The sequence below is a fragment of the Nocardia abscessus genome, assembly GCF_015477775.1.
GTDB lineage: Bacteria > Actinomycetota > Actinomycetes > Mycobacteriales > Mycobacteriaceae > Nocardia > Nocardia abscessus_A.
Genome location: NZ_JADLQO010000002.1, coordinates 822,564 through 841,726, shown reverse-complemented (window position 1 = coordinate 841,726; position 19,163 = coordinate 822,564). Strand labels below are relative to the sequence as shown.

Annotated in this window: 17 protein-coding genes and 2 tRNA genes; 12 read left to right on the top strand and 7 right to left on the bottom strand. The window is 69.2% G+C overall.

Features of this window, described 5'->3' with window-relative positions:
* Positions 1-2: 2 nt before the first annotated feature.
* The 4 genes from iolB (at position 3) to IU450_RS09590 (ending at position 4,147) form a co-directional block, all read left to right on the top strand.
* Complete coding sequence (iolB, locus tag IU450_RS09605; protein WP_195149619.1) at positions 3-893, top strand: 5-deoxy-glucuronate isomerase; 891 nt, start codon at positions 3-5, stop codon at positions 891-893.
* Positions 890-2,731, top strand: a complete 1,842-nt coding sequence (iolD, locus tag IU450_RS09600; RefSeq protein WP_195149356.1) for a 3D-(3,5/4)-trihydroxycyclohexane-1,2-dione acylhydrolase (decyclizing) — start codon at positions 890-892, stop codon at positions 2,729-2,731. The genes iolB and iolD overlap by 4 nt, the downstream gene beginning before the upstream one ends.
* Before the next feature lie 489 nt (positions 2,732-3,220).
* Positions 3,221-3,424 (top strand): cold-shock protein, encoded by a 204-nt coding sequence (locus IU450_RS09595; RefSeq protein ID WP_014987157.1) that lies wholly within the window; start codon positions 3,221-3,223, stop codon positions 3,422-3,424.
* 186 nt (positions 3,425-3,610) lie between these two features.
* Positions 3,611-4,147 carry a winged helix-turn-helix transcriptional regulator gene (locus tag IU450_RS09590; RefSeq protein WP_195149355.1) on the top strand — a complete coding sequence of 179 codons (537 nt, stop codon included), beginning with the start codon at positions 3,611-3,613 and terminating at the stop codon, positions 4,145-4,147.
* 3 nt (positions 4,148-4,150) lie between these two features.
* Here the strand turns inward: IU450_RS09590 and IU450_RS09585 are convergent, their stop codons facing one another.
* Both IU450_RS09585 and IU450_RS09580 read right to left on the bottom strand, forming a co-directional pair.
* The gene (locus IU450_RS09585) at positions 4,151-4,957 is read right to left on the bottom strand and encodes a DNA polymerase beta superfamily protein (RefSeq protein WP_195149354.1); all 807 of its coding nucleotides are present in this window, start codon (positions 4,955-4,957) and stop codon (positions 4,151-4,153) included.
* Positions 4,958-5,010: 53 nt separating this feature from the next.
* Positions 5,011-6,201: an MFS transporter gene (locus tag IU450_RS09580; RefSeq protein WP_195149353.1), complete on the bottom strand. Its 1,191-nt coding sequence runs from the start codon at positions 6,199-6,201 to the stop codon at positions 5,011-5,013.
* A 77-nt stretch (positions 6,202-6,278) separates the two neighbouring features.
* On the opposite strand from IU450_RS09580, the gene IU450_RS09575 reads away from it, so the two are divergent.
* Both IU450_RS09575 and IU450_RS09570 read left to right on the top strand, forming a co-directional pair.
* Positions 6,279-7,220, top strand: coding sequence for a LysR family transcriptional regulator (locus IU450_RS09575; RefSeq protein WP_324197601.1), 942 nt, complete (start codon positions 6,279-6,281; stop codon positions 7,218-7,220).
* Between the two features lie 368 nt (positions 7,221-7,588).
* Entirely contained in the window at positions 7,589-7,774 is a 186-nt protein-coding gene (locus IU450_RS09570) for a hypothetical protein (RefSeq protein WP_157229770.1), read from the top strand.
* A 129-nt stretch (positions 7,775-7,903) separates the two neighbouring features.
* On the opposite strand, the gene IU450_RS09565 is transcribed toward IU450_RS09570, so the two are convergent.
* Together IU450_RS09565 and IU450_RS09560 are read right to left on the bottom strand one after the other, a co-directional pair.
* The gene (locus tag IU450_RS09565) at positions 7,904-9,613 is read right to left on the bottom strand and encodes an alpha/beta fold hydrolase (RefSeq protein WP_195149352.1); all 1,710 of its coding nucleotides are present in this window, start codon (positions 9,611-9,613) and stop codon (positions 7,904-7,906) included.
* Between the two features lie 73 nt (positions 9,614-9,686).
* A complete protein-coding gene (locus IU450_RS09560) occupies positions 9,687-10,241 on the bottom strand; it encodes a TetR/AcrR family transcriptional regulator (RefSeq protein WP_195149351.1) in 555 nt (184 codons plus the stop codon).
* Positions 10,242-10,384: 143 nt separating this feature from the next.
* Between IU450_RS09560 and serA the strand changes: the two genes are divergently transcribed.
* Positions 10,385-11,983, top strand: coding sequence for a phosphoglycerate dehydrogenase (gene serA, locus IU450_RS09555; RefSeq protein WP_195149350.1), 1,599 nt, complete (start codon positions 10,385-10,387; stop codon positions 11,981-11,983).
* Positions 11,984-12,237: 254 nt separating this feature from the next.
* Positions 12,238-13,245, top strand: coding sequence for a 3-isopropylmalate dehydrogenase (locus IU450_RS09550; RefSeq protein WP_195149349.1), 1,008 nt, complete (start codon positions 12,238-12,240; stop codon positions 13,243-13,245).
* Between the two features lie 99 nt (positions 13,246-13,344).
* On the opposite strand, the gene IU450_RS09545 is transcribed toward IU450_RS09550, so the two are convergent.
* Positions 13,345-14,526, bottom strand: coding sequence for an MFS transporter (locus tag IU450_RS09545; protein ID WP_195149348.1), 1,182 nt, complete (start codon positions 14,524-14,526; stop codon positions 13,345-13,347).
* Positions 14,527-14,748: 222 nt separating this feature from the next.
* Between IU450_RS09545 and IU450_RS09540 the strand changes: the two genes are divergently transcribed.
* From IU450_RS09540 to IU450_RS09525, 4 genes are all read left to right on the top strand, one after another.
* A complete protein-coding gene (locus tag IU450_RS09540) occupies positions 14,749-15,522 on the top strand; it encodes a fumarylacetoacetate hydrolase family protein (RefSeq protein WP_195149347.1) in 774 nt (257 codons plus the stop codon).
* 13 nt (positions 15,523-15,535) lie between these two features.
* Complete coding sequence (gene gltX / locus IU450_RS09535; RefSeq protein ID WP_195149346.1) at positions 15,536-17,026, top strand: glutamate--tRNA ligase; 1,491 nt, start codon at positions 15,536-15,538, stop codon at positions 17,024-17,026.
* 115 nt (positions 17,027-17,141) lie between these two features.
* Positions 17,142-17,213: transfer RNA gene (locus IU450_RS09530), tRNA-Gln, on the top strand.
* 146 nt (positions 17,214-17,359) lie between these two features.
* Positions 17,360-17,432, top strand: a tRNA-Glu gene (locus IU450_RS09525).
* 900 nt (positions 17,433-18,332) lie between these two features.
* Here the strand turns inward: IU450_RS09525 and IU450_RS09520 are convergent.
* Positions 18,333-18,512 carry a DUF5302 domain-containing protein gene (locus IU450_RS09520; RefSeq protein ID WP_043695533.1) on the bottom strand — a complete coding sequence of 60 codons (180 nt, stop codon included), beginning with the start codon at positions 18,510-18,512 and terminating at the stop codon, positions 18,333-18,335.
* 149 nt (positions 18,513-18,661) lie between these two features.
* Positions 18,662-19,162 carry a PPOX class F420-dependent oxidoreductase gene (locus IU450_RS09515; protein ID WP_195149345.1) on the bottom strand — a complete coding sequence of 167 codons (501 nt, stop codon included), beginning with the start codon at positions 19,160-19,162 and terminating at the stop codon, positions 18,662-18,664.
* Between the last annotated feature and the right edge of the window lies 1 nt (position 19,163).

The window sequence follows — 19,163 nt, the reverse complement described above, 5'->3', positions numbered from 1 at the left end:
CGATGACACTGCATCGGCCGGACGGGACGCTTCGCCGTGACGGCGATCCGATTCACCTCATGCCCGCCGACGCCGGATGGACCTACGCCGGGCTGCGTGTCCTGCGGATCGGCGCGGGCGCCTCGCGCGTCGTGCGGACGGGCGAGTTCGAGGCTTTCGTGCTTCCACTGGCCGGAGCGTGCACGGTGCGCGTCGACGGCGCGAGCTTCACACTGGCCGGTCGCGAATCGGTCTTCACCCGCGTGACGGACTTCGTCTACGTCCCGCGCGACGCCGAGGTGGAGTTGGTGGCCGAGGGCGGCGACCTGGAGGTGGCGTTGCCGATGGCCCGCTGCGGGAGACGGCTCGAGCCGAGATACGGCCCCGCTGAGCAGGTTCCGGTCGAAGTTCGCGGCGCAGGCAGCGCGACGCGCCAAGTCACGAACTTCGGGATACCCGGTGTGTGGGAGCACGCGGACAAGCTCAATGCCTGCGAGCTGATCACCCCGGACGGCAACTGGTCGTCCTATCCGCCGCACAAGCACGACCAGGCGAGCGACTGTGAAGTCGTCAACGAGGAGATCTACTACTTCCGCATCGCCGGACGCGACGGGATCACGCCGTCGCGCGAGGGATTCGGCATGCACCGCACCTACACGGCCGATGGCACGGTCGACGAGAACGTGGCGGTCCGCGATGGTGACGTCTTCCTGATCCCGCACGGGTATCACGGGCCGTGTATCGCGGCCCCGGGCTATCCGATGTTTTACCTCAACGTGCTGGCCGGTCCGGCCCCCGAGCGATCGATGGCGTTCTGCGACGACCCCGCCCACAGCTGGGTGCGGGGGCGCTGGGACGCCGAGCCGCTCGATCCCCGCTGCCCGGTCACCTCCCACGAAGGACGGATCGGATGAGATCGACCACGGCGCAGGCGCTGGTGTCCTGGCTGATCGCCCAGCGCTCCGAGACGCTCGACGGCCGCGAGGTGCCGTTGTTCCCCGCCGTCTTCGCGATCTTCGGCCACGGCAACGTGCTCGGCCTCGGCACCGCGCTGCACGAGCGGCGCGACGAACTGCCGGTCTGGCGCGGGCACACCGAGGAGGGGATGGCGCTCGCCGCGGTCGGCTATGCCAAGGCCGCGCACCGGCGTCAGGTCGGTGTCGCCACGTCATCGATCGGTCCCGGCGCGCTGAACATGGTGACGGCGGCGGGCGTCGCGCACGCCGACCGCCTTCCGCTGCTGCTGCTTCCCGGCGACACCTTCACCGGACGCGCGCCGGACCCGGTCCTGCAGCAGGTCGAGCACTTCGGCGACCCGACCGTCACGGTCAACGACGCGTTCCGGGCGGTGAGCCGGTATTTCGACCGCGTCACCCGCCCGGAACAGCTGATCGCCACCCTGCCTCAGGCGGTCGGGGTGCTCACGGATCCGGCCGATGCCGGTCCGGTCGTCCTTGCGCTCCCGCAGGATGTCCAGGCCGAGAGCTACGACTTCCCCGACGCGCTTTTCCGGCCGGTGGTGCACCGTCTTCCGCGGCCGCGCCCCGACCAGCGGACGCTCGCCGAAGCCGTCGCCGCACTGCGCGGCGCGCGACGCCCACTGCTGATCCTCGGCGGCGGCGTCCGCTATTCGGGAGCGGGGCGCACCGTGCTGGAATTCGCCGAGCGGTACGACCTTCCGGTCGTGGAGACCACTGCGGGCCGCACCCTCGTGCCGCACGACCATCCGCTGTACGCGGGACCGCTGGGCATCACCGGCTCGGCGTCGGCGAACGCGATGGCGGCCGAAGCCGATCTCGTCCTGGCGGTCGGAACCCGGTTGCAGGACTTCACCACCGCGTCCTGGACGGTCTTCGCGCCGGGCGTTCGGCTGGTCACGATCAACGTGGCCCGGTTCGACGCCGTCAAGCACGGCGCCCTCGCGGTGGTCGGCGACGCCGACGCCGCCGTGGGTGAGCTTGCCGGGCAGCTGGGGCAGTGGCGCGTCGACTCGGAGTGGACGGCGCGAGCAGCCGTACTGCGCAGCACCTGGGACGCGCACATCGACGAGCTGCGCGCACCGACCCCGGGCACGCCGAGCTATGCCCAAGTGGTCGGCGCGGTGAACGACCTGAGCGGGCCGAGCGACTATGTGATGACGGCTTCCGGCGGCCTGCCCGGGGAACTCGTCGGCGGCTGGCGGGCGACCGGCGGCACACCGACCATGGACGTGGAATACGGCTTCTCCTGCATGGGCTACGAGCTCGCGGGCGCGTGGGGTGCGGCCATGGCGCACGCGGATGGTGTGGTGACCACACTGCTCGGGGACGGCTCGTATCTGATGCTGAACTCGGAATTGTTCTCGGCGGCGTTCGCCGGGCATCCCTTCGTCGCGGTGGTCTGCGACAACGACGGCTACGCCGTGATCGCCCGGCTGCAGGAGGGGCAAGGCGGCGAGCCGTTCAACAACTTCTACGCCGATTGCCGTACCGGGCACGAACATCCACCCCGGGTCGATTTCGCCGCCCACGCCGCCGCCTTGGGATGTGCGGTGTTCACGGCCTCCGACCTGGAGGCGTTTCGGGACGCCTACGCGCGGGCGCGAGCGGCCGCGAAGGCCGAGCGCCGCCCGGCCGTGCTGGTCGTGCGGACGCAGCCCGCGGCGTGGACGGAGGCGGGCGCGTGGTGGGAGGTCGGTGTGCCGGAGTATCTGGCGGGCCGCGCCGCCTACGACGAGACGAAACCGCGTCAGGTGCGCTATCTACGCCCGTGAACAGAACTTAACGAACGGTGCGCGCGGCGGCCCCCCGGACGTAGGCTGAAGTGTCGGAGTCTGCGTGCGGTACACTGAAACCAGTTGGGGCACAAGGAAACTGGTAGCGAATAAGTATCGCTGTCGAGCCGCGTCGAAGAAGGAGTCCATGATGCCGGGCGCGGTGGCCCCTGCGAGTGCAGCGTGCTCATCAGGGGTGGGCGGCGGGTGTTATCTCGGGCGGCGTGCGGGTATCCGCCCGATGGGCCCCGACGTCGCACGGATCGGGACCGTACCGATTGTGGGAGGTGACAGACCCAGCCCGCCCTGAGCGAGCGTCGCGAGTGAACCGAGCGTGCACTCGCGCACGACGGAGCCGAGCCTCGTCGTGAGCGTTAGCTCACAGTTGGTGGTGCGGAACGTGAGGAATTCGTCGGATCATGGCATCGTTGATCTACGAGACCAGGGCATCTCATAACACCTACCTGGCTCGTCTACAGAAAGTATGAAATGGCTCAAGGCATTGTGAAGTGGTTCAACAGCGAGAAGGGCTTCGGCTTTATCGCACAGGACGGCGGGGGGCCCGACGTCTTCGTGCATTACTCGGCTGTGAGCGGCTCGGGTTTCCGGTCCCTCGATGAGGGGCAGCGCGTGGAGTTCGAGATCGGCCAGGGACAAAAGGGTCCGCAGGCCCAGGACGTCCGCGTTCTCTGATCGCGACTTAGCTTCCGAAAGGCCCCGCACCGGGATGGTGCGGGGCCTTTCGCCTGTTCGGGACATTCACGGGGCGGAGCGGGTGAGGTCACCTGGACCAGTGTGGGGGAGTGCGCGGCCGAGGCGTCGCATAAGCGTCTGGTTGTATATTGCAAGCAGTACATGTCGACGGGACAGGAGTGCCGGATGCGCGAGGACGGACGTTCCGGGTGCCCGATCAACGCGACGATCGAGGTGATCGGCGATCGGTGGACGCTGCTCGTGCTGCGCGACGTGATGTTCGGCGACCGGCGCCACTTCCGCGAGCTGCTGGCCGGCTCCGAGGAGGGCATCGCCTCCAACATCCTGTCCGATCGGCTCAAGCGCCTGGTGGCGGCGGGGCTGCTCAGCCGGGAGGACACCAGACCCGGACAGAAGGCGGAATACCGGCTCACCGAATCCGCGATCCAATTGGTGCCGGTCATGGCGCAGCTCGGGGCGTGGGGTCTGCGGCACCGCCCGACCACCAAGCGTCTGCGGGTGCGGGCCGAATTGCTCGAGGCGGGCGGTCCGCGACTGTGGGCGGAGTTCATGGACGAACTACGCGAGAGCCACCTCGGCATCCCGCGCCCGAACCCGGACCGCCCGTCCGCCACCCAACAGCTCGCCCAGGCCTACGCCGACGCGGTCGCCGAGTCCGATGATGCGGACGAGCGAACGGCCGCGGCGGTTCCCGGGTCGTAGGGGTCAGCCCGCCAGCGCCTCGGAGCGGAAGAACTCCGCGGTGATCGCACGGGCACGCGTGAGATCGCGGGGGCCGGACTTCCGGAACGACTCGGCGGCGCAGGCGAATTCGGCGGTGATGAACGTGGTGATCGGCGCGGGCACCGACCCGCTGCCCATCTCGCGGGTCCGTGACTTCAGGTCGGTCAGCTCGCGCACCGCGTCCGGCAACCCGTCGGGCAGCTCGCACTGCCGAAGCAGCGTCGGCAGATGCATCGGCGCCACCGCCGCCGCGGGATGCTCGCGCAGCCACCGCAGCGCCATCGCCGGACGCAACGCGTAGAACACCTTCTTCAGCGACCCGCTGCGCTCGAACAAGCCCCACTGCTTGGCGCCCAGGTGCAGATAGTGCCGAGCGACCTTGTCGCGGTCGGCGACCTCGTCGGCCACCGTGCGCAGCCGGTCCCGGAATGCCGGGTCGCCGCGGTAGACGATCGGCGACATCAGCCATTCGATGAGCACGGCGTTGCCCTGCACCAGCAGCCGCAGCGCCTTGGCCAGATCCCAGCCGTTCACGTCGAGCAAGCCCGCGAGCGGCGTCTCCACCACGTCCCGGGTGCGCCACGGGGACAGGTAGGTCTCCAGCGCCGCGACGTACACGAACCGGCAGTCGTAGTCCGAATCGGGAGACGGGAACCCCCAAGCACGGCTGCCGCTTTCGATCGCGAGCCGGATCGACACCCGGTGCTCCCGCTCGACCCGATCCAGCTCACGATCGATCGACCCGACCACCGCCGGGTCCATCGAAGCCGGTATCGCGCGCAGAGACATGAACGCGATGGTAGGTGCCGAAAAGGGTCGCCGCGAACGCTTTTCGCCGCCGCTCACCGACGATGGCCGACTGTTCCGAACGCGGCAACGACCACGGCGACGACAGCCAGCGCGCCGCCGAGCCACAGGGCGGCGGCGAGGCCCACCCTGTCCGCGGCCAGCCCGCCGGTCAGCGACCCGAGTGCGATGGCGGCATTGAAAACCCCGGCGAACAGGGCGGACGCGCCTTCCTTCGCTCCGGGTGACGCGGCGAAGACCCAGTTCTGCGTGCTCACCGAGACGCCGCCGTAGGACAGGCCCCACACGACCATCAGCACGATGGCCTGCGGCAGCGCGGCGCCGAGCACGGGCAAGACGATCGCGGCGGCGGCGAGGATCGAGCCGATCGCGATCAGGGTCTTGCGCGGTGTCCGTGCCGCTGCCGCGCCCGCGCCGAAATTGCCCGCGACACCGGCGATCCCGTACACCAGCAGCAGGGTGCCGATCGTCCCCGCGCCGACGCCGGTCACCTCCTCGAGCACCGGCCGCACGTAGGTGTAGGCGGCGAAGTGGCCGGTGACCAGGAACGCGACCACGAGCAGGGCGACGCGCAAGCCCGGCTGCCGCGTCAGCCGCAGCACGCCGCCCAGCGCCGCGGCCTCCGTCGCGGGCAGGCGCGGCAGCGCGGCCGCCATCGCCGTGAGGACCAGCAGCGCGAGCCCCGCGGCGGCGGCGAACACGATCCGCCACCCGGCGAGCGCGCCCAGTACGGTTCCCGCGGGGATGCCGAGCACCGAGGCGACCGCGACGCCGGCGAAGACCAGCGACGTCGCGGCGGTCACCGACCGTGCGGGCACCAGCCGCGCCGCCAGGCTCGCGGCGAGCGCCCACACACCGCCCATGCCCACGCCGACCAGCACCCGCGCCCCCATCAGCACCCCGAAGGTGGGCGCCCATGCGGTGCCGAGGTTGCCCAGTGCGAGCACCGCCATCAATCCGCAGAGCACCACCCTGCGCTCGATCCGGCCCAGCGCCGCGGTGAGCACGGGCGCCGACACCGCGGCCACCAGGCCCGTCACCGTCAACGCGAGACCGACGCTGCCTTCGCTCACCCGCAGCGCCGAGCCGATCGGAGTGAGCAGGCCGACCGGCAGCATCTCGGAGGTGACCACCGTGAACGTGCCCGCGGTCACGGCGGCGACGCCGAGCCGGCCGCGAATCGCCGAAACCGGCGGCGGCGCAACGAGTTCCTGAACCTGTGTCATGTCCTCCAGCCAACGGCTCGTGGCAGGGGGAAACAACGGCGAAGCTCTCATAGTTCTATGAGCTGGACTCATCGACCGTGGAAGGGAGCCTGATGGGCGGGGTGGAGATCCGTGAGCTGGAGGCGTTTCTCGCGCTCGCCGAGGAACTGCACTTCGGGCGGGCCGGCGAGCGGCTGTACGTGTCGCAGAGCAGGGTGAGCCAGCTATTGCGCGCGCTGGAGCGGCGCATTGGCGGCCGGCTCGTGGAACGCACCAGCCGTACCGTCCGGTTGACTCCGCTCGGTACGGATTTCCTCGCCGAACTGCGCCCCGCCTATGCCGCGTTGCGCGCGACGGTCGACGATGCCCGCGCCGCCGCCCGAGGTGTGGACGGGATCTTGCGCATCGGTTTCCAGGGCGCGGGCAACGATCACCTGATGGCCGCCGTCGAGCTGTTTCAGCGGCGTCATCCGGACTGCTCGGCCGAGCTGGTCGAGATCCCCTTGGCCGATCCGTTCGGTGCGCTACGGCGCGCCGAGGTCGACGCCGCGGTCGTGCTGCTGCCGATGGGCGAGCGTGATCTGGTGCTCGGATCGGTGTTCGAGGGGCAGCCCCAGACGCTCGCGGTGGCCAGCACCCACCCGCTCGCGGGACGTGCCGCGCTGTCGGTGGAGGAACTCGCGGAGGTCACGCTGGTCGGCGTGCGCGCTCCGGCGCCGGAGTACTGGCGCAGGGCGCAGGCGCTGGACGTGACGCCGGAGGGCCGCAGGGTGCGCCCCGGCCCTGAGGTCGGCACGCTGGAGGAGGGCCTCGCCGCGGTGGCAGCCGGCCGCGGCGCGATGCTGCTGTGCCATCCGACCGCGGAATCACACCGCAGGCGGCCGGTGGTCTTCGTACCGGTGACCGGGATCGCCGAGTCCCGGCTCGGGCTGGTGTGGCACCGCTACCGCGAGACTCCGCGGGTACGCGCGTTCGCCCGCGCGGTGGCCGTCACGAAGGAGGCCGGGGATGTGCGGTTGGTCACCACCGAGGCATCCTGAGCACCCGCTGCCCTCGGCCGCTTCGGTCGCCGAACATCGGTGTCGACCGGGCGTCACAATTCTCCATGGGCCGCCGGGCGGGTAATCAAGAGTTATTCATATGCTCTATTGTTCAAATTAGGGCGAGTTTTTCGGCAGCGTCGCTCGGAAGCCCCTATTTCCTGGGGATGTGACCTCTCGGCGACTTTCTTTCGAGTCGTCTCGCTGTGCTCGTTGGCTTGAGAAATTGGTGCAGCACTGTGGGCGCTCTGACCTGGACGTTTGACTAGATTCGCAGCTCAAGCATGGGATCGGAGGTGTCGTGCGCCACAATGATGTGCTAATGTGGCCTGCATCTCCATATTGTCGAATTCCGTAACTGCCACCCCGTGGCCGCCGATGTGCCTCGTGTCAGCCAGTTCGACTGGATTATGTTTCGAGGAAGAGGTATTTCCATGATCCCCGTTATCATCGACACCGGTAGCGCTGCCCTGAACGGTCTTTTCAATACGCTCGGCGCCGCTCTGCACGGCCTGGTCGACACCTTGTGGACGGGTTCCTTCGGCGGCCGCTGACCGACGTACGGTCGAGCAGATCGACCGGGTCCCGCGCCGACCGAGGGCGTGACCGAGCGGGCCCCCGCACCGAGAAGGTGTGGGGGCCCGCCGCTGTGCGAGGCCGTTGTCACGGGAGCGGCGGCGGGATCAGCCGAGCGCCCCGACGGCAGGGATCCGGGCGAGTTCCGCCGCGACCCGGGCGGGGTGGGTCAACTGCGGGTAATGGCCGGTGCCCTCGATCGAAATCGCGTCCCGAGCTGTCCTGACGGTGAGTGGATCACCGGAACCGGTGATGATCCGCACCGGCACCTCGATCCGTTCGAGCAGTGCGCGCAACTCCGCACGCCGAGCGGGAGCGCTCGCGCGGCGCAGCGCGGCGACGGTGCGGGCGGCGACGCCCGGCCTGCGCAGGTTCGCCGCGGCGCTCGCGATCGCGGCGCTGTCGGGTACGCCGAGCTGTTTCGCCAAGGCGGTCGACGACATCCGGCGCATCGCCGCCGCCGCCAACGGTGAGCGCAGCAGCAAGCCGGACCGCGGCTGCAAGAACGCGGGCGCCACCAGTAGCACGCCGGAGATCCGCTCGGGATGCTCCGCCGCGTACCGCAGCACCGGACCGCAGCCGAGTGAGTGACCGACCAGCACGGGGCGGGTGTGGACGGAGGCGAGCAGCCTTGGGAGCGCCGCATCGGGATCGCCGGGCGCCGAGCGCCCGAGGCCGGGCAGGTCGACGACCAGGCTCGGCTCGTCCAACTCCGCGCGTACCGCGTGCCACGATTCACCGTCGAGCGGAAGCCCGTGCACGAGAACGTAGGCGGGGCGTTGCCGTTCGCCGCTCACCCAGACGCCATCGGCGAATCCGGCGGTTGGATCGTCGGCCACCGCGCCGAACCGGCTGGCCACGAGATGGTCGGCCCAGGTCAGCAGGGTGGCCTCGGTCGAAGGCATGGTGAGTCCGGCGCGGCGGGCCACGTCCTGTGCCGCCGAGGTGTCGTAGCGGTCGTCGGCGATGAAGCTCAGCGACTCTGGATCGGCGCCGGTCAACGCGCGCGGAAGTTTCTCGATGACACCGACCGGAATCGAGAACCGCGGCGCGCGGACCCCCATGTGCCCGGCCAGCAGCCGGATCAGCGTCGGCAGCACCGGAGTTCGATCGTCGAGAACCGTGTAGGACCGGCCCGCGGTATCCGGCAGGGTGGGGAGACTGATCAAGAAGTCGGTGAAGTAGTCCAGATCGACGATCGGCACGAACGTATCCGCCCCGCCGGGGGTGACCGGGAGTCTTCCGTTCCACAGTTGCTCGACCACACCGGCGAGCCCGACGTATTGACCGGGGCCGATCACACTGCTCGGGTTCGCGATGGTCAGCGCGACGCCCAGCTCGGCGGCTCGCCGCCGCAGCAGCGGATCCGACTCGAACTTGGATGCACCGTAAGCGCCCTTCTCCCAATGCTGTTCCTCGGATTGCTCGACGGTGATCCGATATCCCGTGATGTGGACGAGGCGTCGCAGGCCGGGCAGGGCGGCGGCCCACTCCAGTACGTGCAGCGCGCCGGTGACGTTGACCGCGTACGCGTCCTCGGGCGCGAGTCCGAAGGCGAAGCGGGCCGCGCAGTTGTACACGTCGCGGATGCCGGACGGGTCGAACCCGGCGGGCAGACCCAGGTCCTCGGCGGTGACGTCGCACGCGACGATTTCCAGCGCGCCCGAGTCGACGCCGCGTCTGCGCAGCCAACTGGTGAGCCGCTCCTCGCTGCCCGCACGCAAGGCGGCGGTGACGGAACGCCCCTGCTCGAGCAGCCGGGCGACCGCGGCGCGGCCGAGGAATCCAGCGGCTCCGAACACGATGCTGTCGGACATGACATTCTCCTTACTAGACCGGTCTACATATTTTGAGGCTATGAAAAAGGAAGCGGGTTGACGGACTCTCGACTCAGAGCAGGGCGAGTAGAGTGCGTTCGACGCGTTCCAAAGGTTCGCGACTGCGTTGCGCACGCGCCAGTAGCAGCGCCCCCTCGACCATGGCGAGCACCGCGGCGGCCAGGTCGTCGGCGTTCTCGCGGCCATCGGCCCGCAATCGCAGCCGCAGCGCCTGTTGCCAGGCGGCGTAGGCGGCGGCGCACTCGGCTTGGACCGCGTCGTTCGCCGCCGCCACGTCTAAGGCCACGGTGGCGACCGGGCAACCCTGTTGCCACCCGGACGCTTCCAGCCGATCACCGAACATGCGCAGCAGCCTGCTCGCGGCCGCGGCGGCGTCGCCGGGTTCGATCGTGTCGATCAGCGCCGCGATCTCCTTGCTCGCCTGGGCGATCGCCGCCGCGACCAATTCGTCCTTGCCGCCGGGGAAGTGGAAGTACAGCGAACCGCGTGGCGCGCCGCTGGCCGCCAGGATCTGATTGAGCCCGGCGCCGTAGTAACCGTGCCGCTCCACCAGTGTGCGCGCCGCCTCGACGAGTTTGCCGCGAGTCTCGGTGCCTTTGACGCCCATGCCCTGACTGTAGACCGGTCTTCATATTCTTTCCACCGGAAAGACTGAGGACGCCCGCCTACCAGGTGGTAGCCGAGGCGGAAATCGCGCGCACTAAGCTGGTCGGCGGTAATTGCCGACCCCATTCCCCAGGAGTACTCCACGTGAGCCAAGCAGGCCGTCCTGTAGTTCTGATCGCCGACAAGCTCGCCCAGTCGACCGTCGACGCGCTCGGTGACGGTGTCGAGGTCCGGTGGGTCGACGGACCCGACCGCCCGGCGCTGCTGGCCGCGGTGCCCGAGGCCGACGCGCTGCTGGTGCGGTCGGCGACCACGGTCGACGCCGAGGTCCTGGAAGCCGGGAAGAACCTCAAGATCGTCGCCCGCGCGGGTGTCGGCCTGGACAACGTCGACGTGCCCGCCGCCACCGAGCGCGGCGTCATGGTCGTGAACGCGCCCACCTCGAACATCCACACCGCCGCCGAGCACGCGGTCACCCTGCTGCTGTCGGCCGCCCGTCAGGTTCCCGCCGCGGACGCCACCCTGCGTGAGCACACCTGGCAGCGCAGCAAGTTCAACGGCGTGGAGATCTTCGGCAAGACCGTCGGCGTCGTCGGCCTCGGCCGCATCGGCCAGCTGTTCGCCGCGCGCCTGGCCGCCTTCGAGACCAAGATCGTCGCCTACGACCCCTACGTGTCGCCCGCCCGCGCCGCGCAGCTGGGCATCGAGCTGCTCACCCTCGACGAGCTGCTCGAGCGCGCCGACCTGATCTCGATCCACCTCCCGAAGACCCCGGAGACCAAGGGCCTGATCGGCAAGGAGGCCATCGCCAAGACCAAGCCGGGCGTGATCATCGTCAACGCCGCCCGCGGCGGTCTGGTCGACGAGTCCGCCCTGGCCGAGGCGATCAAGTCCGGCCACGTGCGCGCCGCCGGTCTGGACGTGTTCGAGACCGAGCCGTGCACCGACAGCCCGCTGTTCGACCTGCCGCAGGTCGTGGTGACCCCGCACCTGGGCGCCTCCACCTCCGAGGCGCAGGATCGCGCGGGCACCGACGTCGCGAAGTCGGTACTGCTGGCCCTGGCCGGTGAGTTCGTGCCCGGCGCGGTGAACGTCACCGGCGGCACGGTCGGCGAAGAAGTCGCCCCCTGGCTGGACATCGTCCGCAAGCAGGGCGCGCTGCTCGGCGCGCTGTCCAACGAGCTGCCGGTCAGCGTCGAGGTCCAGGTGCGCGGCGAGCTGGCCGCGCAGGAGGTCGGGGTGCTGGAGCTGTCCGCGCTGCGCGGCATCTTCTCCGCGCTGGTCGAGGACCAGGTCACCTTCGTCAACGCGCCCGCGCTGGCCAAGGATCGCGGCATCACCGCCGAGGTCACCACAGTGTCGGAGAGCCCGAGCCACCGCAGCCTCGTCGACCTGCGCGCTGTGTTCGGCGACGGCAGCACCCTGAACGTCGCGGGCACGCTGACCGAACCGCAGCTGGTGGAGAAGATCGTCAACATCAACGGCCGCAACTACGACATGCGCGCCGAGGGCCTCAACCTGGCCATCCTGAACTACGAGGACCGGCCGGGCGCGCTGGGCAAGATCGGCACCAAGCTCGGCGAGGCCGAGGTCGACATCCTGGCCGCGCAGCTGACCCAGGACGTCGACAAGGAAGGCGCCACCGTGGTGCTGCGCGTGGCCCGCGAGGTGCCCGTCGACGTGCAGGACGCGATCGCCGAGTCGGTCGGCGCCGCCAAGGTCGTCCAGGTCGACCTGACCTGACCTGATCGGGGCCGCAGCGCCCCGGCACACGCGGAATCGGCGCCGCGCACGAAGCACTCGTGCGCGGCGCCGGTCACTCTCCCGGCGCGCGGACCCGCCGCGTCATCGCGCCCGGTGCTCGGCGATCCGGCCGCGCCGAGTACCGTGACGATGCTGCGGTCACCCCGGCCGGACTGTCGTGCGCGCCCCGGCGGTCATCTCCGGGCCGCACGTCGTGTCGGCCGTTACCGGCAACATCGAACGGAGCATTTGTCATGAAGCTTGCTGTCATCCCGGGCGACGGGATCGGGCCCGAGGTCATCGCCGAGGCGCTCAAGGTGCTCGACGTGGTCGTGCCCGGTGTCGAGAAGACCGAGTACGACCTCGGTGCGCGCCGCTACCACGCGACCGGCGAGATCCTGCCGGATTCGGTGCTGCCCGAGCTGAAGCAGCACGACGCGATCCTGCTCGGCGCGATCGGCGACCCGTCGGTGCCCAGCGGCGTGCTCGAACGCGGTCTGTTGCTGCGCACCCGGTTCGCGCTGGACCACCACGTGAACCTGCGGCCGTCCAAGCTGTTCCCCGGCGTGACCAGCCCGCTGGCGGGCAATCCCGACATCGACTTCGTCGTGGTGCGCGAGGGCACCGAGGGCCCGTACACCGGCACCGGCGGCGCGATTCGCGTCGACACCCCGCACGAGGTGGCCACCGAGGTCAGCACCAACACCCGCTTCGGCATCGAGCGCGTCGTGCGCTACGCCTTCGCCAAGGCGCAGGCACGGCGCAAGCACCTGACGCTGGTGCACAAGAACAACGTGCTCACCTTCGCCGGCTCGCTCTGGCAGCGCACCGTGGACGAGGTCGCGGCCGAGTTCCCCGAGGTCACCACGGCTTACCAGCACATCGATGCCGCGACCATCCACATGGTCAACGATCCGGGCCGGTTCGACGTGATCGTCACCGACAACCTCTTCGGCGACATCATCACCGATCTCGCCGCCGCCGTGAGCGGCGGCATCGGGCTGGCCGCCAGCGGCAACATCGACGCCTCCGGGACGAACCCCAGCATGTTCGAGCCGGTGCACGGCAGCGCCCCCGACATCGCCGGTCAGTCCAAGGCCGACCCAACCGCGGCGATCCTCTCGGTCTCCCTCCTGCTCAACCACCTCGGCGACACCGAGGCGGCCACGCGCATCGAGTCGGCCGTCGCGAAGGACCTCGAGTCCCGCTCGGGCGCCGCGTCGACCGTGGAGATCGGCGACCGGATCGCCGCCACCCTCTGATCCTCGCCCCCCGAAGGTCCCGTTCCCACCTGGGCAACGGGACCTTCGCGCATCCCCACGAAAGGTCCTCGACCACTCCGCGCTCGCCCACGTCCTCTCTCAGCCGGGGTCGCGGGGGACCAAGGGGACGGCCGCTACGGCGGTGGCCGCGGCCAGCAGGAAGGCGGCGGGAAAGCCGCTCGCGGTGATCAGGGCGCCGAACACCGGCGGGACGGCGGCCATGGCCAGATTCTGCCCGGTGTTCTGGATGCCCAGCCCCCGGCCGCTCCAGTAGGGGCCCGCGATCTCGGCGACCGCGGTGAAGGCCAATCCATTGTCGGAGACGGTGATCACCGACGCGGCGATCAGCAGCGGGATGGCGGCCCACCACCAGTGCGTCCACGCGGCCAGCGCCAGCGCGGCCATCGAGAGCACGGCGGCGATCGCGACCGTCCGCAGCGGGCCCATCCGGCTGCCCGCGCGATCCGACCAGGCGCCCGCGCCGATGCGGCCCAGTGCGCCGAGGATCTGGGTGACGGTCACCAGCGCCCCCGCGGCGGTCAGCGACCAGCCGATGTCGCGGTGCAGCCACAGCAGCGCGAACGTCCACACGGTGCCCTGCGGGACGACGAGCAGCACCGAGACCAGATGGATGCGCCACAGCGTGGCGTCGTCGCGATAAGGATTGGCGCGCAACGACGGATCGGCGGCGGAGGCCGGCGGGCGCGGCGGGTCGACGATGCCGGCCAGACAGCCCACGGCCGCCACGCCCGCCATGAGCGCGGGAACGAGAACCGCCGCGGGCACGCCGTAGGTGGAGGCGACGGCCGGAATCGCCAACGCGGCGACGCCCACTCCCAGCGGCTGGGCGGTCTGCCGGATGCCCATCGCCAACCCGCGCCGGTGCGGAGGGAACCAGCCGACGATGACCCGGCCGCTGGCGCCGTTGGTGCTCGCCGCCCCGACGCCGCCGAGGAACAGCAGCGCGCCCAACGCCAGGTCGTCGGTCGTGGCCGCCGCGGCGCATCCGGCCGCCAGCATCAGCAGGGGGCCGCCGACCAGTACCTTGCGCTCGCCGATCCGGTCGACCAGGTAGCCCCACGCGATCAGGGTGCACACCAGGCCGACGGTGGGCATGGCGACCAGCAGGCCCGCGGTGGCGAGCGGCATACCGCGGTCGGTCAGCGCGGGCAGCAGGAACGGGACGCCGTGGATGAAGACCGCGCTGGAGGCCTGGGCGAAGACGCCGAGGCCGAGCATGGACCAGCGCCGCGCCTCGTCGATCTGCGTGACGGTCGCCATCGGCTTCACCTCGGTATCTCAATATTTGATATCTCAATATTTGGGATACAATTCCCACTTTGTGAACTTCGTTGCTCACGGTACACCGGAACGGCGGTTCGGCTCGACGGCCGTGGCTGTCGGACTGCTCACAGCACGCGCCGCCGCTGGATTCGCGCGGATTCCGTACCACCCGGTCGGGCGCGTTCGGGCAGGTGGCGACGGGTCGATAGACTCCGGGGCATGCGTCTAGGTCGAGTTGCCAGTCCCGATGGGGTCGCCTTCGTCAGCATCGAAGGCGACGGAAGCGACAGTGTGGCCAAGGAGATCGCGGAACACCCGTTCGGCACACCGACGTTCACCGGGCGGAGCTGGCCGCTGGCCGACGTCCGGTTGCTCGCGCCGATCCTGGCCAGCAAGGTGGTCTGCATCGGCAAGAACTACGCCGCCCATGCCGCCGAGATGGGCGGACCGGCTCCGGAAGACCCGGTGATCTTCCTCAAGCCGAACACCGCGATCGTGGGGCCGAACGCCCCGATCATCCTGCCGCCCAGTTCGTCTCAGGTCGATTACGAAGGGGAGCTGGCCGTCGTCATCGGCCGTCCCTGCAAGGACGTGCCCGCCGCCCGCGCGCTGGACGTGGTGCTCGGCTACACCGCCGCCAACGACGTGACCGCCCGCGACCAGCAGCGCCACGACGGCCAGTGGACCAGGGGCAAGGGCTACGACACGTTCTGCCCGCTCGGTCCGTGGATCGAGACCTCCTTGGACCCTTCGGATCTGGAGATCGTCACCGAACTCGACGGCGAGGTGCGGCAGCGTAGCCGCACTTCGCTTCTGCTGCACGACATTCCGAAGCTCATCGAGTGGGTCACCACCGTGATGACGCTGCTGCCCGGTGACGTCATCCTCACCGGCACCCCCGAGGGCGTCGGCCCGGTGCGCGAGGGGCAGCAGGTGTCGGTGACCGTCGAGGGCATCGGCACCCTCACCAATCCCGTTGCCGCCAAACGCTGATCGAAAGAGAGCCATGACTGAAGTACGGGTCCGATTCTGCCCGTCACCGACCGGAACGCCACACGTGGGCCTGATCCGGACGGCGCTGTTCAACTGGGCCTATGCTCGCCATCACGGCGGCGCATTCGTCTTTCGTATCGAAGACACCGATGCCGCACGCGATTCCGAGGAGTCCTACCGCGCGATTATCGACGCGCTGCGCTGGCTCGGCCTCACCTGGGACGAAGGGCCGGAGGTCGGCGGGCCCTATGAGCCATATCGCCAGTCGCTGCGAAAAGATCTGCACTTGGACGTGGTTCGGCGTTTGCTGGAGGCCGGTGAGGCGTATGAATCGTTCTCCACACCGGAGGAAGTCGAGGCTCGCCATCGCGCCGCGGGACGCGATCCGAAGCTCGGTTACGACAACTACGATCGCGACCTGACGCCCGAGCGGATCGAGGCATACCGGGCCGAGGGCCGCCTGGCCGTTGTCCGGCTGCGGATGCCGGACGAGGACCTGTCCTGGACCGATCTGGTGCGCGGTGAGACCACCTTCAAGGCGGGCAGCGTCCCGGACTTCGCGCTCACCCGCGGTACCGGAGAGCCGCTGTATACGCTGGTCAACCCGGTCGATGACGCACTGATGCGGATCACCCACGTGCTGCGCGGCGAGGACCTGCTCTCCTCGACCCCCCGGCAGCTGGCGCTGTACGCCGCGCTGCGCAGGATCGGGGTCACCGATTTCACTCCGGAGTTCGGTCACCTGCCGTTCGTCATGGGCCAGGGCAACAAGAAGTTGTCCAAGCGTGACCCCGAGTCCAATCTGTTCGCCCACCGCGACCGCGGATTCATCCCCGAAGGTTTGCTGAATTATCTCGCGCTACTCGGTTGGGGCCTGTCCGAGGACCGCGACGTGTTCTCCATGGCGGAGATGGTCGAGGCCTTCGACATTTCGAAAGTAAATTCGAATCCGGCCCGTTTCGACCAGAAGAAGGCGGACGCGCTCAACGCCGAGCACATCCGATTGCTGGCGCCGGGTGATTTCGCCCACCGGCTGCGGGAGTATCTCACCGAGCACAACCGTATCGGCGCGGAAATCGATGAGAAGGTGTTCGCCGCGGCGGCGGAACTCGTGCAGACCAGGATTGTCGTGATGTCCGACGCTTGGGACCTGTTGCGTTTCTTGTTCGCGCCCGCGGAGGAGTTCGCGATCGACCCCGCGGCGGGGGCGAAGAATCTCGGTCCCGACGCGACCGAGGTATTGCAGTCGGCTATTGCCGCCTTGGAGCCGCTGACCGAGTGGACCACCGAGGCGATCGAAGCGGCGCTGAAAAAGGCGCTGATCGATGATCTCGGGCTCAAACCGCGCAAAGCCTTCGCGCCGGTGCGGGTCGCGGTCACCGGGTCGCATATCAGCCCGCCGCTGTACGAATCGCTGGAACTGCTCGGCCGGGGCGTCACCCTGGACCGGCTGCGCTCGGCCGGGACCTGGCAAGGGGCGGGGCAACCGGCGTCCCAACCGTAAAAATATGGCTTTGACCAGGCGATTTGTAGTTAACCCGTAGCCGTTTGGTACTCTTCTTCTCGGCCCGGAACACGGTCTCGAGTCACCCAGACTTGCAGATGAACGACCTGGTCATTGGGGTATGGTGTAATTGGCAACACAGCTGATTCTGGTTCAGCCATTCTAGGTTCGAGTCCTGGTACCCCAGCGGAGAGTGTTGGACGACTTCGGTTCGCGGCCGAAATCAATCAGCACCTGGCGATTTGGTCGCCGGGCCTCGGCCGGTTAAGCTAGCCGAGCCTCCTGATCGAAAGATCAACCAAGGCGCTCCTCGCGACAGCGAGAAGCAGTCCTGGCCCCGTCGTCTAGCGGCCTAGGACGCCGCCCTCTCAAGGCGGTAGCGCGGGTTCGAATCCCGTCGGGGCTACACGAGAGAAAGGCCCATGCTCATCGAGCATGGGCCTTTCTCGTTTCGTCATGTTCTAGGGCGCACCCCACGCCCCGCCCGGAGGCTTCGCTCTCGACACCCGGGCGAGGGGTTGGCCCTCCTGACAGGGGCGGTGCGGTGTCGGCGTTGCGGACGGTCTTGTCCCGGCCGGTGAGGGTCTGGCGAAGCTGCTGATCTACTCGAGCTTGCGGAAACCGGCAGGCGTCGAGGGGCCGCCGTCGGTGGGATCACGGCTGGTCCCAGTGACGAAGGTCATGGTCCGGCTCGGCGGCTACAGCGTGGCGGCAGCGAAGGATTCCCAAGGGGTGGATCGGACATCTCGAGTCCGCGTGGTGCGGATCGGTGGCTCCGGCGTGATGTCTGGATGAATTCACAACGGCGCATCAGCGTGTCCAGGCCATGGGCCGACCGTCCCGTCGCACGCGTTTCGGGGCCGCGGCTCCACGGCACGATCCGGCGGGCCGATACACGGCCGCCTGTCGCGCGCCACGTCGCCGAGAACCCGTCGCGCGGCCGCGTCTGCACGGCGCGGGCAGCTGATCCGGTTCGTGGCTTGGTGACCACCCGACGAGACCGCGAGACTCGTCTACTTCCGACCGCGCCGGACTGCCGGAGAACTCGGCACGGCATGTGGCACCTCACGCGATGTGCTCGACCGCCCGATCCGGGCGCCGCGGCGACCGATCGAACCTTTCTGCCCGCCGACGAGAGCCGGCTCGGCCCAGGGCGGCGATAGGACGCCAGAGGACACCCGTGAAGCGCGCCCTGGCGGGATCACCCTGCCGAGCGGCTCGGGTGGACTGCGCATCTCGCCTGGTCCGGGCGCAAAAGAAAGGCCCTCCAGCGATCTTGCCGGAGGGCCTTGGCGATCTGCGCGGACTAGCCGCTCTTGCGCCGGAATTCCCGCTTGTGGCCAACGGCGGAGTGCGCCGCGGACGCTTTCGACCGTCCGTCGAGGTGATCGGCCGCGCGGGCGTTCTGCTGGTTCTTGCGCTCCAGTGCTTCCCGGAACTTGCGCTTCACCTCGTCGGCGCCGTTGGACTTACCCGAATCCGCCATCGCTGCTCCTCGTCGTCGCGGCCGCGCAGCGCGTCCTCGCGGGCGCCGGTGCCCGGCCGGTTGCTGTCGAACACCCCGACGCTAGTCCGTGCGAGGCGGTTGTGTCAGTTCGATTTCGGCGCGTCGCGCGGCCCGAATCCCGCTCGGGGTCAGTCCAGCGCCTGCGCGGTGCTGCCCGCGAGCGGCATGGCGGGCAGGCCGAGTTTGCGGTGGTCCCAACTGCGCGTGCGCTCGGGCACGACGCGCACGGCGACCCGTTTGTGCAGCATGGCTTCCACCATCGGCCGTATCTCCTCGCTGTATGGGCCGTTGTAGCGTTCCCACACGCTCACCCCGACGGCGAAAAGTTTCTCGGCGTCCTCGACGATCTCGGCGCGGCCCTCGATGGACACGCCCCTGAGCTGGTCGTAGGTCTGGCCCGCCTCGATCATGCAGGTGACACGGGGATCACGGCGCAGATTCACCGCCTTCTGCGATTTGGCCTTGGTCTCGAACCAGATCTCGCCGTCGATGAGGGCGTACCACATCGCGGTCAGGTGCGGCGTGCCCTTCGGGCCGAGCGTCGCCAGCGTCGCGATCCGGCTGCGCTGCAAGAACTCGGTGATCTCGGTGTCGGACATCACGATCTGTGCCCGTTGTTTCACTCCCATG

Coding starts and splice junctions, on each gene's coding strand:
- iolB (WP_195149619.1), top strand. CDS start 3: ATGACACTGCATCGGCCGGACGGGACGCTTCGCCGTGACGGCGATCCG.
- iolD (WP_195149356.1), top strand. CDS start 890: ATGAGATCGACCACGGCGCAGGCGCTGGTGTCCTGGCTGATCGCCCAG.
- IU450_RS09595 (WP_014987157.1), top strand. CDS start 3,221: ATGGCTCAAGGCATTGTGAAGTGGTTCAACAGCGAGAAGGGCTTCGGC.
- IU450_RS09590 (WP_195149355.1), top strand. CDS start 3,611: ATGCGCGAGGACGGACGTTCCGGGTGCCCGATCAACGCGACGATCGAG.
- IU450_RS09585 (WP_195149354.1), bottom strand. CDS start 4,957: ATGTCTCTGCGCGCGATACCGGCTTCGATGGACCCGGCGGTGGTCGGG.
- IU450_RS09580 (WP_195149353.1), bottom strand. CDS start 6,201: ATGACACAGGTTCAGGAACTCGTTGCGCCGCCGCCGGTTTCGGCGATT.
- IU450_RS09565 (WP_195149352.1), bottom strand. CDS start 9,613: ATGTCCGACAGCATCGTGTTCGGAGCCGCTGGATTCCTCGGCCGCGCC.
- IU450_RS09560 (WP_195149351.1), bottom strand. CDS start 10,241: ATGGGCGTCAAAGGCACCGAGACTCGCGGCAAACTCGTCGAGGCGGCG.
- IU450_RS09550 (WP_195149349.1), top strand. CDS start 12,238: ATGAAGCTTGCTGTCATCCCGGGCGACGGGATCGGGCCCGAGGTCATC.
- IU450_RS09545 (WP_195149348.1), bottom strand. CDS start 14,526: ATGGCGACCGTCACGCAGATCGACGAGGCGCGGCGCTGGTCCATGCTC.
- IU450_RS09540 (WP_195149347.1), top strand. CDS start 14,749: ATGCGTCTAGGTCGAGTTGCCAGTCCCGATGGGGTCGCCTTCGTCAGC.
- gltX (WP_195149346.1), top strand. CDS start 15,536: ATGACTGAAGTACGGGTCCGATTCTGCCCGTCACCGACCGGAACGCCA.
- IU450_RS09520 (WP_043695533.1), bottom strand. CDS start 18,512: ATGGCGGATTCGGGTAAGTCCAACGGCGCCGACGAGGTGAAGCGCAAG.
- IU450_RS09515 (WP_195149345.1), bottom strand. CDS start 19,162: ATGGGAGTGAAACAACGGGCACAGATCGTGATGTCCGACACCGAGATC.